At 67.7% G+C, this 16,456-nt stretch carries 10 protein-coding genes; 8 read left to right on the top strand and 2 right to left on the bottom strand.

All coding sequences use genetic code 11. From position 1 onward, the window contains the following. Positions 1–188: 188 nt before the first annotated feature. Positions 189–1,115, bottom strand: a complete 927-nt coding sequence (gene miaA, locus JOE48_RS12495) for a tRNA (adenosine(37)-N6)-dimethylallyltransferase MiaA (protein ID WP_210030167.1) — start codon at positions 1,113–1,115, stop codon at positions 189–191. Between the two features lie 14 nt (positions 1,116–1,129). Between miaA and serB the strand changes: the two genes are divergently transcribed. Then, the gene (serB, locus tag JOE48_RS12490) at positions 1,130–2,023 is read left to right on the top strand and encodes a phosphoserine phosphatase SerB (RefSeq protein ID WP_210030166.1); all 894 of its coding nucleotides are present in this window, start codon (positions 1,130–1,132) and stop codon (positions 2,021–2,023) included. A 4-nt stretch (positions 2,024–2,027) separates the two neighbouring features. On the opposite strand, the gene JOE48_RS12485 is transcribed toward serB, so the two are convergent. Further along, entirely contained in the window at positions 2,028–2,294 is a 267-nt protein-coding gene (locus JOE48_RS12485) for a hypothetical protein (RefSeq protein WP_210030165.1), read from the bottom strand. Between JOE48_RS12485 and JOE48_RS12480 the strand changes: the two genes are divergently transcribed. The 7 genes from JOE48_RS12480 to JOE48_RS12450 all read left to right on the top strand — a co-directional run bounded on the left by JOE48_RS12480 (position 2,293) and on the right by JOE48_RS12450 (position 16,424). Further along, entirely contained in the window at positions 2,293–3,936 is a 1,644-nt protein-coding gene (locus JOE48_RS12480) for a B12-binding domain-containing radical SAM protein (RefSeq protein ID WP_210030164.1), read from the top strand. The two genes, JOE48_RS12485 and JOE48_RS12480, sit on opposite strands and share 2 nt — an antisense overlap. A 535-nt stretch (positions 3,937–4,471) precedes the next feature. After that, positions 4,472–4,990 carry a 50S ribosomal protein L10 gene (gene rplJ, locus JOE48_RS12475; protein WP_210030163.1) on the top strand — a complete coding sequence of 173 codons (519 nt, stop codon included), beginning with the start codon at positions 4,472–4,474 and terminating at the stop codon, positions 4,988–4,990. 49 nt (positions 4,991–5,039) lie between these two features. Next, positions 5,040–5,417, top strand: a complete 378-nt coding sequence (gene rplL, locus JOE48_RS12470) for a 50S ribosomal protein L7/L12 (protein ID WP_210030145.1) — start codon at positions 5,040–5,042, stop codon at positions 5,415–5,417. A 246-nt stretch (positions 5,418–5,663) separates the two neighbouring features. Next, entirely contained in the window at positions 5,664–9,788 is a 4,125-nt protein-coding gene (gene rpoB / locus JOE48_RS12465; protein WP_210030143.1) for a DNA-directed RNA polymerase subunit beta, read from the top strand. 178 nt (positions 9,789–9,966) lie between these two features. Next, positions 9,967–14,175 (top strand): DNA-directed RNA polymerase subunit beta', encoded by a 4,209-nt coding sequence (gene rpoC, locus JOE48_RS12460; protein WP_210030141.1) that lies wholly within the window; start codon positions 9,967–9,969, stop codon positions 14,173–14,175. 340 nt (positions 14,176–14,515) lie between these two features. Continuing rightward, positions 14,516–15,613, top strand: coding sequence for a cell wall hydrolase (locus JOE48_RS12455; RefSeq protein WP_210035725.1), 1,098 nt, complete (start codon positions 14,516–14,518; stop codon positions 15,611–15,613). Positions 15,614–15,830: 217 nt separating this feature from the next. Beyond that, complete coding sequence (locus JOE48_RS12450; RefSeq protein ID WP_210030139.1) at positions 15,831–16,424, top strand: hypothetical protein; 594 nt, start codon at positions 15,831–15,833, stop codon at positions 16,422–16,424. The last annotated feature ends 32 nt before the right edge of the window (positions 16,425–16,456 follow it).

Below are 16,456 nucleotides of genomic sequence, written 5' to 3'. Positions count from 1 at the left end.
GCGCCTCCGCAGGCGGAGAGATCACCGACCGTCATCCCGGGGCCGCGGCGCGGAACCCGGGATGACGGCCCCGCGGGCGGGACCAGGACCTGTGCCGACCCTGCGTCTGGATTCCGGGCTCGCCTCCGGCGCCCCGGACTGACGGCTTGAGACGAACCGCGACCGACGCAGTTCCCAGGCGCATCGCGTCAAGGCAGATCGGCGCTCTCAACGGCATCCGGATCCATCCAGCGCCAGCCCTCTCCCATCTGGTGGCGGAACCACGTGACCTGGCGCTTGGCGTAGGCCCGCGTATCCGCCTGGCCACGGACGATGGCCGCCTCGAGGCTCATGGCTCCGTCGAGATGCGCGATCAGGCCCGGCACGCCGTGCGCGCGCATCACCGGCAGCATCGGGTCGAGGCGTCGCGCGCGCAGGCGGGCGACCTCGTCCAGCGCACCCTCCGCGATCATGGTCCGGAACCGGGCATCGATGCGGGCGCGCAGCACCGTGCGGTCGGGCGCCAGGAAGATCTTTTCGAGATCCCAACCGGCCAGCGGGCCGGGCACCGGGTCGCCGTAGAAGCTCGCGATCGGCCGGCCGGTGGCGAAGAAGACCTCCAGGGCGCGCATCACCCGCATCCGGTCGCTCGGCCGCAGACGGGCGGCGCCTTCGGGGTCGTGGCGGGAGAGGTCGGCATGCAGCGCCTCGGTCGGGCGGCCCTCGGCCTCTTCCCGCACCCGCGCGCGCACGGTTTCGGGCACCGGCGGAAGCTCCGAGAATCCCCGCTCCAGCGCCCGGAAATACAGGCCGGTGCCGCCGACGAAGACCGGCAGCCGACCGCCGAGCGTCGCCAGCAGCGCCGACGCATCCCGTGAGAAATGCCCCACGGAGTAGTTCACGGCGCCGTCGACATGGCCGTAGAGCCGGTGAGGCACAAGCGCCTCCTCGTCCGGGCCGGGCCGGGCGGTGAGGCGGCGCAGGTCCGTGTAGACCTGCATCGAATCGGTGTTGATCACCACGCCGTCGCGCTGTCGGGCCAGCCGGGCGGCGAGCGCCGACTTGCCCGAGGCGGTGGGCCCTGCGATGAGAATGGCCGCCGGGCGCCCCCCGGCTTCCCCCCGGTCTGGCGGCAAGGCGAAACTCCACGATGCTGGTCGCGGTCCTGATAGCAAACCCGGATCGGCCGTCCATCACCGACGCGGTGCTGGCCGAGACCCGCGCCGTGCTGCGGACGGAGCACCAGCCGCGGATCCTGCACGGGGAGGTCGCCGCCGAGCTGCTGGTGCCGGGCGCGCCCGGCGCGGCCAAGGCCCTCACGGAGCGGCTGCGGAACGCGCTCGCCGGCGAGCCGATCGACCTCGCCGTGCTCCCCGCCGACGCGCACAGGCGCAAGCGCCTGTTCCTCGCCGACATGGACTCGACCATGATCGAACAGGAATGCATCGACGAACTCGCCGGGACGCTCGGCCTCAAGGACCACGTCGCGGCGATCACCGAGCGTGCGATGCGCGGCGAGATCGCCTTCGAGCCGGCGTTGCGCGAGCGCGTGGCCCTCCTGAAGGACATCCCGGTCGGCGCGGTTGACGAGCTGATCGCCGGACGTCTCAGCCTGACCCCAGGCGGTCCCACGCTGGTCCAGACGATGCGGGCGCACGGCGTTCACACATGCCTCGTCTCGGGCGGCTTCACCCTGTTCACCGGCCCGATCGCCGCGAAGATCGGCTTTCACGAGCACCGGTCCAACGTGTTGGGCATCGGGGAGGGGCGGCTCACCGGCACGGTCGAGGGCCCGGTCGTCGGCAAGGCCGAGAAGCGTGCGATGCTGGTCGCGCTGCGCGGAACGCTGGGCCTCGGCCTTGCGGAGACGCTCGCGGTCGGTGACGGGGCCAACGATCTCGACATGCTGACCGAGGCCGGCCTCGGCGTGGCCTTCCGCGCGAAGCCGGCGGTTGCTGCGGCGGCGCATGTCCGGGTCGAGCACGGAGATCTCACCGCGCTCCTCTACCTGCAGGGCTACGCCGCGGCGGAATTCGTGGGGTGAGCGCTCAGCGCTGGGAGCGGGTCGGGGCGACGATCGCTTCGGGAACGTCCGGCGCCTGAAGGTCGATCGCGTCGACGTGCCAGCGCGTCGCTTCGAACTCCGCGGACGCGACGGCGCCGTCCTCAGCTTCGAACGCGACTCCGGTCGTGTGCTGCGCCGCCGCGCTGTCGGCGCGGATCCGGATCTTCGGAATCTCTACCTCTCTCCTCACGCCATTCTTAACAGGCAAGGGGGGCGCCAACGCGCGAGGCTGTGCTAGATAGTCCGCCATGCGATGCACCCTGACGGTTACCTCCAAGCGACGCATCCTGTGCGTCTTTCCCGCCTACACGCCGTCCTTCGGGACCTTTTCCCACGCCTACCCGCTGATGGGCGGGGTGAAGGCGTTCATGCCGCCGCAAGGCCTGCTGCTGATCGCGTCCTACATGCCGGAGGCGTGGGAATGCCGGTTCATCGATGAGAATATCCGCCGCGCGGGTCCGGCCGACTTCGCCTGGGCCGACGCGGTGTTCGTCTCGGGCATGCACATCCAGGAGCCGCAGATCCACGACATCCGCGACCGGGCGCACGCCGCCGGCAAGGTCACGGTGCTGGGCGGTCCCTCTGTCTCGGGCGCCTCGGAGAAGTACCGAGACTTTGACTATCTCCATATCGGCGAGATCGGCGACGCCACCGACCAGCTCGTCGCACGCCTCGACGCCGACCTGACGCCGCCCGCCGCCCAGATGGTGCTGGAGACCAAGGACCGGCTCGCGCTCTCGGACTTCCCGGCCCCGGCCTACGAGGCGGCGCCGCTCAAGCGCTACCTGATCGGCTCGCTGCAATTCTCCTCCGGCTGCCCCTATCGCTGCGAGTTCTGCGACATCCCGCAGCTCTACGGCCGCCAGCCACGCCTGAAGAGTCCGGAGCAGATGTGTGCCGAACTCGACGCCATCATCAGCCAGCCCGGCCATCCGGCGGTGGTCTATTTCGTCGACGACAATTTCATCGCCAACCGCAAGGCGACCCGCGAGATGCTGCCGCATCTCGTCGAATGGCAGAAAAAGAACGCCTACCCGCTCCAGTTCGCCTGCGAGGCGACGCTGAACATGGCCAAGCAGCCCGAGATCCTCGAGCTGATGCGGCAGGCGAACTTCATGACCGTGTTCGTCGGGATCGAGACCCCGGAGACGGAGGCGCTCAAGGGCATCGACAAGACCCACAACGCCGCCGTGCCGATGTACGAGGCGATCGAGACTCTCAACTCCTACGGTCTGGAGGTGACCTCCGGCATCATCCTGGGCCTCGATTCCGACAGCGACAAATCCGAGCAGAACCTGATCGACTTCATCGACCGCTCGGCGATCCCGGTCCTGACCATCAACCTGCTCCAGGCCCTACCCAAGACGCCGCTCTGGGACCGACTCGAGCGCGAAGGCCGGCTCCTGCACGATGCCAGCCTGGAATCGAACGTCCTGTTCAAGCGCCCCCACGATTCGGTGGTCAGCAGCTGGCGCCGGGCGATCGCGCACGCCTACGAACCTGAAAAGATCTTCGAGCGATTCAAGCACCAATGCGCGGTGACCTACCCGAACCGGATCACCACGCCGACCGCCGGCAAGCTCACCTTCACCAACCTGCGCCGCGGCCTGATCCTGGGCTTCAACATCATCACGCGGGTCGGGATCTTTTCGGACTATCGCAAGCCCTTCTGGAGCGCGGCCGGCTACGCCCTGAAGCGCGGGCAGATCGAGGCGGTGTTCAACATGGGCTTCGTGGCCCACCATCTGATCCGCTTCACCCGCGAGGCCTTGCGCGGCGAGCACAACGCCTCGTTCTACGCCGCCAAGGCCGCGGAGGCGAAAGAGGCCCGCGACCGCAGCTGGTGGGAGGCGGCCCGGCGCAAGCTGGCGCCGGAGCGCGAGGCGGCGTAGCCTGAATCCCAGGCCGCTCCAAGCGATGCAATTGCAGCAAGGCTCCTGCGCAACCCCTTGCCTGCGGCGGAAAAGTCGTGCTTCGGCTCTTGGCAGGTGGCTTGCTAGGCTCTATACACCGCGCCTCACGCATTTCATCCTCACGGAAGGAGAACGGCCGATCGGCCGGTTTCCGCTCGAAATGTCGCCCGGGCAACCGGGTGGCACTGGCCGGAAGGATCCAAGGGGCGACGAGCCCCGCGGAGCCTCGTCCGGCCATGTCCTGTCCGAGACTGCAGGTGCCGGTTCGCCGGCTTAATCCACCAGCCTGCACAGACGGGGAAGACCGAATTCGAAAACGCCTCGCCTCGGCTCCCGGCCGTGGAGGGGTTGTCGGTTTGAACCAACTCACCCGAGGCGGCCCGAAGGGGCACGTGCGGGGACAGGGCCGCGAAGCGTCGTTCGGACGTTCCCGGTCTTACGGCCGAGATCACGTCCGGGCGGCATGTGCAACCGGCGGACCCGAATTCGGGTTCCGCCAACCGGAGAGAGCCCAGTGGACCGGACAGCTAAAGCTGATCTCGTCTCGACGCTCAACGGCGTGTTCAATCAGAGCGCCGTCGTCGTCGTGGCCCACTACAAGGGCCTCACGGTCGCCGACATGCAGAAGCTGCGTTCGCAGATGAAGCAGGCCGGCGCCACCGTGAAGGTCGCCAAGAACAGCCTCGCCGGCATCGCACTCGATGGCACGGACGTCGCCTCCATCAAGCCGCTCCTGAAGGGCCCGACCCTGCTCGCCTATTCGGGCGATCCGGTCGCTGCCGCGAAGGTCGCGGTCGATTTCGCCAAGGTCAACGACAAGCTCGTGATCCTCGGCGGCGCGATGGGGACAACGGCCCTGAACCCGGACGGCGTGAAGGCCCTCGCCTCGCTCCCGTCCCTCGACGAACTGCGCGCCAAGATCGTGGGCCTCGTGCAGGCGCCCGCGACCAAGATCGCTCAGGTCGTCAATGCGCCGGCGGCCAAGCTCGCCCGCGTGTTCGGGGCCTATGCCACCAAGGACGAGGCCGCCTGAGGCCCTTCAAAAATCACCTGTTCGAACCGATATCTAAGAGGAATTGAAAATGGCTGATCTTGCCAAGCTCGTCGACGACCTGTCCTCGCTGACCGTTCTCGAGGCCGCCGACCTCGCCAAGATGCTCGAAGAGAAGTGGGGCGTCTCGGCCGCCGCTGCCGTCGCCGTGGCCGCTGGCCCGGCTGCCGGTGGTGGCGCTGCCGCCGTCGAGGAGCAGACCGAGTTCACGGTCGTCCTCGCCGCCGCCGGCGACAAGAAGATCGAGGTCATCAAGGAGGTCCGCGCGATCACCGGCCTCGGCCTTAAGGAGGCCAAGGACCTGGTCGAGGGCGCGCCGAAGCCGGTCAAGGAAGGCGTTGCCAAGGACGAGGCCGAGAAGCTCAAGGCCCAGCTCGAGAAGGCCGGCGCCAAGGTCGAGCTCAAGTAAGTCGACGATGGGCCGGTTCCGGCCCATCACCCCACGGAGGTCCGTCTCGGGCCTGTCGTGACCGGAGCCCGCGGGTGTTACGCCCGCGGGCTTTAGGCCGCTTCGGCGGATGGCCCCGAGAGGGGGCCGGCGAGGAATTCGGTTCGGTGGCGCGGCCCGGCGGGGCGCGCGTCACGGCCCGGTGCGGGAGGTCCCTTTCGGGAACGCTTCCCCGGGCGAGAGGTACGCGGGTAGGAGCGAGGTCACATGGCCAACACGCTGGTCGGTCGCAAGCGCATTCGGAAGTTCTTCGGCAAGATCAAGGAAGTTGCCGAGATGCCGAACCTCATCGAGGTTCAGAAGGCGTCCTACGACCAGTTCCTGATGGTCGACGAGCCCGAGGGCGGGCGCGGCGACGAGGGGCTGCAGAGCGTGTTCAAGTCGGTGTTCCCGATTTCCGACTTCGCCGCCACGGCCCTCCTCGAATTCGTCCGCTACACCTTCGAGCAGCCGAAATACGACGTCGATGAGTGCCGCCAGCGCGGCATCACCTTCGCGGCGCCGCTGAAGGTGACGCTGCGCCTGATCGTGTTCGATGTCGATCCCGACACCCAGGCCAAGTCGGTCAAGGACATCAAGGAGCAGGACGTCTACATGGGCGACATGCCCCTGATGACGGAGAACGGCACCTTCATCGTCAACGGCACCGAGCGCGTCATCGTCTCGCAGATGCACCGTTCGCCGGGCGTGTTCTTCGACCACGACAAGGGCAAGACCCACTCGTCGGGCAAGCTCCTGTTCGCCGCCCGCATCATCCCGTACCGGGGCTCCTGGCTCGACGTCGAGTTCGACGCCAAGGACATCGTGCATGTCCGCATCGACCGGAAGCGCAAGCTGCCGGCGACGTCGCTGCTCTATGCCCTGGGCCTGGACGGTGAGGAGATCCTGTCGACCTTCTACAACCGTGTCGTCTACGACCGGGACGGCGCCGAGTGGCGCGTGCCGTTCGATTCCGAGCGCATGAAGGGCATGAAGGCGACCGTCGACCTGATCGATGCCGATTCCGGCGAGGTCGTGCTCGAGGCCGGCAAGAAGCTCAACGCCCGCAACGCCCGCCAGATCACCGAGAAGGGGACCAAGTTCCTCAAGGCGACCGACGAGGATCTCGTCGGCCAGTACATCGCCGAGGATCTGGTGAATGCTCAGACCGGCGAGATCTGGGCCGAGGCCGGTGAAGAGATCACCGACAAGCTCCTGAAGAGCCTGGAGGATGTCGGCACCACCGAGCTGCCGGTGCTCGACATCGACCACGTCAATGTCGGCCCCTACATCCGCAACACGCTGGCGGTGGACAAGAATTCCGGCCGCGAGGGCGCGCTGTTCGACATCTACCGGGTCATGCGCCCGGGCGAGCCGCCAACCCTCGACACCGCCGAGGCGATGTTCCACTCGCTGTTCTTCGATTCCGAGCGCTACGACCTCTCGGCGGTCGGCCGCGTGAAGATGAACATGCGCCTCGATCTCGACGCCGCCGACACGGTCCGTACCCTCCGCAAGGAGGACATGCTGGCAGTTGTCAAGGCGCTGGTCGAGCTGCGTGATGGCAAGGGCGAGGTCGACGACATCGATCACCTCGGCAACCGCCGCGTCCGCTCGGTGGGCGAGCTCATGGAGAACCAGTACCGCCTGGGCCTCCTGCGCATGGAGCGCGCCATCCGCGAGCGCATGAGCCAGGTCGATATCGACACGGTCATGCCGCAGGACCTGATCAACGCGAAGCCCGCGGCGGCCGCGGTGCGCGAGTTCTTCGGCTCGTCGCAGCTCTCGCAGTTCATGGACCAGACCAACCCGCTGTCCGAGGTGACGCACAAGCGCCGCCTCTCGGCGCTCGGCCCGGGCGGTCTGACCCGCGAGCGCGCCGGCTTCGAGGTGCGCGACGTGCACCCGACCCACTATGGCCGGATCTGCCCGATCGAGACGCCGGAAGGCCCGAATATCGGCCTGATCAACTCCCTGGCGACCTTCGCCCGGGTCAACAAGTACGGCTTCATCGAGACCCCGTTCCGCCGCGTCCGCGACGGCGTGGTCACCAACGAGGTCGCCTACCTGTCGGCCATGGAGGAGGCGAAGTACTACGTCGCCCAGGCCAACGCCCAGATGGACGAGAACAAGAAGCTGACGGAGGACCTCGTGGTCTGCCGTCGGGCCGGCGACGTGATCGTCGTGGGTCCTGAGCGCGTCGACCTCATGGATGTCTCGCCCAAGCAGCTCGTCTCGGTCGCCGCGGCGCTGATCCCGTTCCTGGAGAACGACGACGCCAACCGCGCGCTCATGGGCTCGAACATGCAGCGCCAGGCGGTGCCGCTGGTCCGCGCCGACGCCCCGTTCGTGGGCACCGGCATGGAGGCGGTGGTCGCCCGGGATTCCGGCGCCGCCATCGCGGCGCGGCGGGCCGGCATCGTCGACCAGGTCGACGCCACCCGTATCGTCGTCCGCGCCACCGAGGAGGCCGACGCCAACAAGCCGGGCGTCGACATCTACCGGCTGCAGAAGTTCCAGCGCTCCAACCAGTCGACCTGCATCACGCAGAAGCCGCTGGTCCGCGTCGGCGAGTTCGTGAAGAAGGGCGAGATCATCGCCGACGGTCCCTCGACCGAGTTCGGCGAGCTGGCGCTCGGCCGGAACGTGCTCGTCGCGTTCATGCCGTGGAACGGCTACAACTTCGAGGACTCGATCCTGCTTTCCGAGCGGATCGTGAAGGATGACGTGTTCACCTCGATCCACATCGAGGAGTTCGAGGTGATGGCCCGCGACACCAAGCTCGGGCCGGAGGAGATCACCCGCGACATCCCGAACGTCTCCGAGGAGGCGCTCAAGAACCTCGACGAGGCCGGCATCGTCTACATCGGTGCCGAGGTGAACGCCGGCGACATCCTCGTCGGCAAGATCACCCCGAAGGGCGAGAGCCCGATGACGCCGGAGGAGAAGCTGCTCCGCGCCATCTTCGGCGAGAAGGCCTCGGACGTGCGCGACACCTCGCTGCGGGTGCCGCCGGGCGTCACCGGCACGATCGTCGAGGTCCGCGTGTTCAACCGCCACGGCGTGGACAAGGACGAGCGCGCCCAGGCGATCGAGCGCGAGGAGATCGAGCGGCTCGCCAAGGACCGCGACGACGAGCAGGCGATCCTCGACCGCAACACCTACGCGCGCCTCGCGGACGTGCTGATCGGTCAGGCACCGGTGGCCGGCCCGAAGGGCTTCCGGAAGGACACCACGCTCACCCGCGAGCTGATCAACGACTACCCGCGCTCGCAATGGTGGCAGTTCGCCGTCATCGAAGACCGTCTCATGACCGAGATGGAGGCGATGCAGAAGCAGTACGACGAGTCGAAGAAGCGCCTCGAGCAGCGCTTCCTCGACAAGGTCGAGAAGCTGCAGCGCGGCGACGAGCTGCCCCCCGGCGTCATGAAGATGGTCAAGGTCTTCGTGGCGGTGAAGCGCAAGATCCAGCCGGGCGACAAGATGGCCGGCCGTCACGGCAACAAGGGTGTCGTGTCGCGGATCGTGCCGATCGAGGACATGCCGTTCCTGGAGGACGGGACGCATGCCGACATCGTGCTCAATCCGCTGGGCGTGCCCTCGCGCATGAACGTCGGCCAGATCCTGGAGACGCACCTCGGCTGGGCGGCTGCGGGCCTGGGTCGCAAGGTGTCGAAGGCGGTGGATGCCTATCTGAAGTCGCAGGACATCGCGCCGCTGCGTCAGGAGATGGAGGCGATCTATTCTCCGGGCGAACTCGACGGCCTGACGGACGAGGAGCTGGCCGAGGCCGGCAACAACGTCCGCCGCGGCGTCCCGATGGCCACTCCGGTGTTCAACGGCGCCAAGGAGGCCGATATCGAGCAGATGCTGGAGATGGCCGGCCTCGACCGCTCGGCGCAGTCGACGCTCTATGACGGGCGTACCGGCGAGCCCTTCGACCGCAAGGTGACGATGGGCTACATCTACATGCTGAAGCTGCACCACCTCGTGGACGACAAGATCCACGCCCGGTCGATCGGCCCGTACTCGCTCGTCACCCAGCAGCCGCTGGGCGGCAAGGCGCAGTTCGGCGGTCAGCGCTTCGGCGAGATGGAGGTCTGGGCGCTGGAGGCTTACGGCGCGGCCTACACGCTGCAGGAGATGCTGACGGTGAAGTCGGACGACGTGGCCGGCCGCACCAAGGTCTACGAGGCGATCGTCCGCGGCGACGACACGTTCGAGGCCGGCATTCCCGAGTCGTTCAACGTGCTCGTCAAGGAGATGCGCTCGCTCGGCCTCAACGTCGAGCTGACGTCTTCGAAGAAGGCCGCGAACGATCAGCTGGAGCCGCCCGCGGACGCGGCCGAGTAAAGCCAGTCGCAGAACACCTCCCGTGGCGGCGGAGTGCCGCCGCCACGGTCGAGCGGGAAGGGGAGGGGCCTTCCGGGTTTGACGACGGTGAGCAGCGCCCGTGCGGGGTGCGGCCCCGGACCTTTTTCAGGACGCGGTGGCCCGGCGCGGGGCTGCCGGCGTCAACAGGGAGCGGATCATGAACCAAGAGGTCATGAACCTTTTCAACCAGCAGGCCACACCGGTCAGCTTCGATCAGATCAAGATCTCGATCTCGTCGCCGGAGAAGATCCTCTCCTGGTCGTACGGCGAGATCAAGAAGCCCGAGACCATCAACTACCGGACCTTCAAGCCCGAGCGCGACGGCCTGTTCTGCGCGCGCATCTTCGGGCCGATCAAGGACTATGAGTGCTTGTGCGGCAAGTACAAGCGCATGAAGTACAAGGGCGTCATCTGCGAGAAGTGCGGCGTCGAGGTGACCCTCGCGCGCGTCCGGCGCGACCGCATGGGCCATATCGAGCTGGCCGCACCCGTCGCCCATATCTGGTTCCTGAAGTCGCTGCCGAGCCGCATCGGCCTGCTGCTCGACATGGCGCTCAAGGACCTTGAGCGGATCCTGTACTTCGAGTCGTACTGCGTCATCGAGCCGGGCCTCACCCCCCTGAAGGAGCGTCAGCTCCTCTCGGAGGAGGAGTACCTGCGCGCCCAGGAGGAGTACGGCGAGGACTCGTTCACCGCCATGATCGGCGCCGAGGCCATCCGGCGCATCCTGCAGGAGCTCGACCTCGACAAGATCGCCAACGATCTGCGCGAGGAGATCGCCGTCACCACCTCGGAGCTGAAGCCCAAGAAGCTCCTGAAGCGGCTCAAGATCATCGAGGCCTTCCAGATGTCCGGCAACAAGCCGGAATGGATGATCCTCACGGTCGTGCCGGTGATCCCGCCGGACCTGCGCCCGCTGGTCCCGCTGGATGGCGGCCGCTTCGCGACCTCCGACCTGAACGACCTGTACCGCCGCGTCATCAACCGCAACAACCGCCTGAAGCGGCTGATCGAGCTGCGCGCGCCCGACATCATCATCCGCAACGAGAAGCGGATGCTGCAGGAGGCGGTCGACGCGCTGTTCGACAACGGCCGCCGCGGCCGCGTCATCACGGGTGCCAACAAGCGCCCGCTGAAGTCGCTCGCCGACATGCTGAAGGGCAAGCAGGGCCGGTTCCGCCAGAACCTGCTCGGCAAGCGCGTCGATTACTCGGGCCGCTCGGTCATCGTGGTCGGCCCGGAGCTGAAGCTGCACCAGTGCGGCCTGCCCAAGAAGATGGCTTTGGAGCTGTTCAAGCCGTTCATCTACGCGCGCCTCGACGCCAAGGGCTTCTCCGCCACCGTGAAGCAGGCGAAGAAGCTCGTTGAGAAGGAGAAGCCGGAGGTCTGGGACATCCTCGATGAGGTGATCCGCGAGCACCCGGTGATGCTGAACCGCGCGCCGACGCTGCACCGCCTCGGCATCCAGGCCTTCGAGCCGAAGCTGATCGAGGGCAAGGCGATCCAGCTGCACCCGCTGGTCTGCGCCGCGTTCAACGCCGACTTCGACGGCGACCAGATGGCCGTGCACGTCCCGCTGTCGCTCGAGGCGCAGCTGGAAGCCCGCGTCCTGATGATGTCGACCAACAACATCCTGCACCCGGCCAACGGTCAGCCGATCATCGTGCCGTCGCAGGACATCGTGCTCGGCCTCTACTACCTGTCGATCGTGGCCGAGGGCATGCCGGGCGAGTTCAAGGCGGACAACGCCAAGAACCCGATGCAGGGCGTCTACGGCGACATGGGCGAGCTGGAGCACGCCCTGGCCGCCAAGGCCGTGTCGCTGCACACCAAGATCAAGTGGCGCTGGACCGGCATCGGCCCGGACAATCAGCCGCTGACCAAGACCTATGAGACCACGCCGGGGCGGGTGATCCTGTCCGGTGCCCTGCCGAAGCACGCCAAGGTGCCCTTCGAAGTCGTCAACAAGCTGATGACCAAGAAGGAGATCTCGGCGATGATCGACACCGTCTACCGCCACTGCGGTCAGAAGGAGTCGGTGATCTTCTGCGACCGGATCATGGCGCTCGGCTTCAACCACGCGTTCAAGGCCGGCATCTCGTTCGGCAAGGACGACATGGTCGTGCCGGAGAACAAGTGGTCGATCGTCGACACCACCCGCGCGCTCGTGAAGGATTACGAGCAGCAGTACAACGACGGCCTGATCACCCAGGGCGAGAAGTACAACAAGGTGGTCGATGCCTGGGCCAAGTGCTCGGACAAGCTGGCCGCCGAGATGATGGGCCGCATCTCCGCGGTCCAGAAGGACGAGAACGGCGCCGACAAGCAGATCAACTCGATCTACATGATGAGCCACTCCGGCGCCCGTGGCTCGCCTGCCCAGATGAAGCAGCTCGCGGCGATGCGCGGCCTCATGGCCAAGCCGTCGGGCGAGATCATCGAGACCCCGATCATCTCGAACTTCAAGGAAGGCCTGGACGTTCTGGAGTACTTCAACTCCACGCACGGTGCCCGTAAGGGCCTGGCCGACACCGCCCTGAAGACCGCCAACTCCGGCTATCTGACCCGCCGCCTCGTCGACGTGGCCCAGGACGCCGTCATCCGCGAGGTCGATTGCGGCACGACCAATGGCATCAAGATGCGCGCCATCGTGGATGCCGGCCAGGTCGTGGCGACGCTCGCCACCCGCATCCTGGGCCGCGCCACGGCCGAGGATCTGGTTGCCGCGGACGGCACGGTGATCGTCAAGACCGGCGAGACCATCGAGGAGCGTCACCTGCCGGCGATCAACGCCGCCGGCATCCAGGAGGTGAAGATCCGCTCCGTGCTGGTCTGCGCCACCAAGAGCGGCGTCTGCGCCACCTGCTACGGGCGCGACCTCGCCCGCGGCACGCCCGTCAACATGGGCGAGGCCGTCGGCGTCATCGCGGCGCAGTCGATCGGCGAGCCGGGCACGCAGCTGACGATGCGCACCTTCCACATCGGCGGTGCGGCCCAGATCGCCGACTCGTCGTTCATCGAGTCGAGCTTCGAGGGCACGATCAAGATCCGCAACCGCGCGATCGCCAAGAACTCCGATGGCGATCTGATCGCCACCGGCCGCAACGTGGCGGTGGTGATCGTCGGGTCCGACGGTGTCGAGCGGGCGGTCCACCGTCTGCAATACGGCGCCAAGCTCCGGGTCGATGAGGGTGACAAGATCAAGCGCGGGCAGCGGATCGCCGAGTGGGATCCCTACACCCGTCCGATCCTCACCGAGGTCGACGGCATCGTGGCCTACGAGGATCTGGTCGACGGCCAGTCCATGACCGAGACCACCGACGAGTCGACCGGCATCGCCAAGCGCGTCGTCGTCGACTGGCGCGGCTCGGCCCGGACCTCGGACCTGAAGCCCGCGATGGTCGTGGTCGACAAGGACGGCAAGGCGCTCAAGCTGCCCCGCGGCTCGGACGCCCGCTACTTCCTGCCGGTCGACGCCATCATCGGCTTCGATCCGGGCGCGAAGGTGAATGCCGGCGACATCCTGGCCCGCGTCTCGACCGACTCGGCCAAGACCCGCGACATCACCGGCGGTCTGCCGCGGGTGGCGGAGCTGTTCGAGGCACGGCGCCCGAAGGACGCGGCGATCATTGCCGAGAAGTCGGGCACCATCGCGTTCGGCCGCGACTACAAGAACAAGCGTCGGCTCACGCTGACGCCGCATGACGGCTCGGAGGCGGTCGAGTACCTGATCCCGAAGGGCAAGCACATCCACCTGCAGGACGGGGACGTGGTCGAGCTCGGCGATTACATCGTCGACGGAAACCCGGCCCCGCACGACATCCTGGCGATCAAGGGCGTGGAGGAGCTCGCGGCCTACCTCGTCAACGAGATCCAGGAGGTCTACCGGCTGCAGGGCGTGTCGATCAACGACAAGCACATCGAGGTGATCGTCCGTCAGATGCTGCAGAAGGTCGAGGTGACCGACGGCGGCGACTCGGACATCCTCTCGGGTGACCAGATCGACCGGACGGAGCTGACCGACTTCAACGAGAAGCTGCTCGCCGAGGGCAAGAAGCCGATCCAGGGCGTTCCGGTCCTGCTCGGCATCACCAAGGCGTCGCTGCAGACCAAGTCGTTCATCTCGGCGGCCTCGTTCCAGGAGACCACCCGCGTCCTCACCGAGGCGGCGGTCAACGGCAAGGTCGACACGCTGGAAGGCCTGAAGGAGAACGTGATCGTCGGCTCGCTCATCCCGGCCGGCACGGGCTCGATGGTGGCGGATATCCGCTCCATCGCCCGCCGCCGCGACGCGATGATCCTGCAGCAGAAGCAGACCGACAGCGGCGCGCTTCCGGTCGAGGAGCTTCCGCCCGCCGCCGAGTAAGGCGGTAGGCAGATTGGCGATGCGAGAGGGCGGCCTTCGGGCCGCCCTTTTTCGTTGCGGGAACGCGCCGTCTTTGCGGGGCTCCGCTCCGCGACCCCGGAATGACGGTGACGAGACCCGAGGGACATCCACCGCCCCTCCCGGGACACCGCGCCCGCGGCGGACTTAACCCGCCCTCAACCATACCGGGCGATAAATCCCATGCGGCCCCAGAAACACCCTGGAAACGGGGAGGATCGGGCCGGTTCGGGTGCGTGAGTGCGGGTCTGGCGTCGTGGGCACGAGACGGGGACGACGGGAATCGAGCCTGCGCTGGCTCTCGGCGGCGATGACGCCCTGGATGGTCGGTCTCGGCCTCCTGGTGTCGTTCACAGCCGATGCCGGCACGGAGAACGCCATCGGATCGAGCCGGCTCGGCGTGATCGACGCCGGCACCGTCCCGCCACTGCCGCCCGGCACAGTCCTGATCGGCTCCGCCCTGCGGCGCCTGGGGGACGAGCCGCCCCAGGCCGTGTTCAAGACCGGCGCGCATGTCTTCCCGGTGGTGCAGCGGGGGGGCAAGGGCAATCCGGCCCGGCCGCCGGCCGAGAGCTTCGCCCGCCGGGCTGCCGGACTGCGGGAGACGGGCGCCGCCCTGGTGTTCGGCGACGTGACCGGCAGCGTCAGCGGGGTGATGACGCAAGGGCCCGCGGTCTGGGACCCGGAATCCGAGCCGGAAGCCACCTTCGTGCCCGTGCCGGATCTCGGCCTGACCACGGGCGCCGGCAGCGCCGCGTCCACGGGCGAGGGCTCGGCTGACCTGACCGAGGACGGCGATCCCGAGCGCTTCGACGGCTCGACCCCGCCGGTGCCCCGCGCGGTCGCCCTGTCGTCGACCACGCCGGCGCCGGCGGACGCGATCCCCGTCGAAGTCGCCGCGGCGAGCCTGGCCCTGCCCGATTTCGCAATCCGCACCGAGCGTCCCGACAGCGCCCAGCCGGTCCCGGAGGATGCGCGGCGCCGCTACGCCGACCTGATCGACCCGGATTCCCTCGACAAGGAGCAGCGCTGCCTGTCGGAGGCCGTCTATTTCGAGGCCCGGAGCGAGCCGGAGGCGGGACAGGCCGCCGTCGCCCAGGTGGTGCTGAACCGCGTGAAGAGCGGGCTCTACCCGGCGAGCGTCTGCGGCGTCGTCTATCAGAACCGGCACCACTACATGGGCTGCCAGTTCTCCTTCGCCTGCGAGGGCAAGTCCCTGCGCATCACCGATGCCGGGGCCTGGGAGTCGGCCACCCGCATCGCCCGCTCGGTGATCGAGGGCCGGACCTACCTCGCCGAGGTCGGCGCCGCGACGCACTACCATGCCGACTACGTCCGGCCCGGCTGGGCGCGCCGCCTGCGCAAGATGGACGTGATCGGCCGTCACATCTTCTACCAGCTCCGGGCCGGTCAGACTTGATGAGCCTGTCCGGCTCCGAACTTCATAAAAGACACTATCCTTAATCGAAAGAATCCTACCTAAGTAGGCGACGCCTAAGCAGTCGAACCCAAGGGTTAATTTTACCCTCGATTCGGATAATGCTTGCGCGCAAGGCAACGAGTCTGGCCTCTAGTACGTCGAGACGAGCGTCGCTTCCGCGTCGCTTCTCGCCAGTATCGCGTACCAGAGGACTTCCATGACCGCGCCGGTCGCTCGCATCACTCTTCTTGCCGCCGCTCTCGGCGGACTGCTGCTCGCCGCCCCCGCCCAGGCCGGCGGCTGCTACAGTTCCGAATGCTACCGCCACGTGGTCACGCCGCCGGTCTACGACACCGTGCAGGAGAACGTGCTGGTGCGTCCGCCGCGCACGGTCTACCGGACCACGCCGCCGGTCTATGACACCGTGTCCGAGCGCGTCATGGTCTCGCCCGGCGGACGCTTCTGGCAGACCAGCCGCGGTCCCGGCGGTGAACTCATAGGCTGCTGGGTGAACACGCCGCCGCGCTTCGCGGTGCGCACCCGGACCGTGCTGGTGCGTCCGGCCCAGTCGATCCCCGAGACGATCCCGCCGGAATACGCCAGCGTGAGCCGCCGCGTCCTGGTGGCGCCGGCCCGCGCCGGCTGGGTGCCGGCCGGCGGCGGCTACGGCGGCGGTTACGCCCCGGCCGCCTATGCGGGCGGTCCGCTGGTCGGCTCGATCCCGGATGCGGTCGGCATCACCGGAGCGAGCTCGTCGGATATCGGCGTCGGCCTCGGCTTCTCCTACGGCAGCCGCTACGAAGGCTACTGATCGGCGGCGCGGCCCGGGCGACGTGTCCGGGC

Source organism: Methylobacterium sp. PvR107, from assembly GCF_017833295.1.
Taxonomy (GTDB): Bacteria; Pseudomonadota; Alphaproteobacteria; order Rhizobiales; family Beijerinckiaceae; genus Methylobacterium.
The sequence above is the reverse complement of the archived record's forward strand: the minus strand, read 5'-3'. Positions and strand labels throughout refer to the sequence as shown.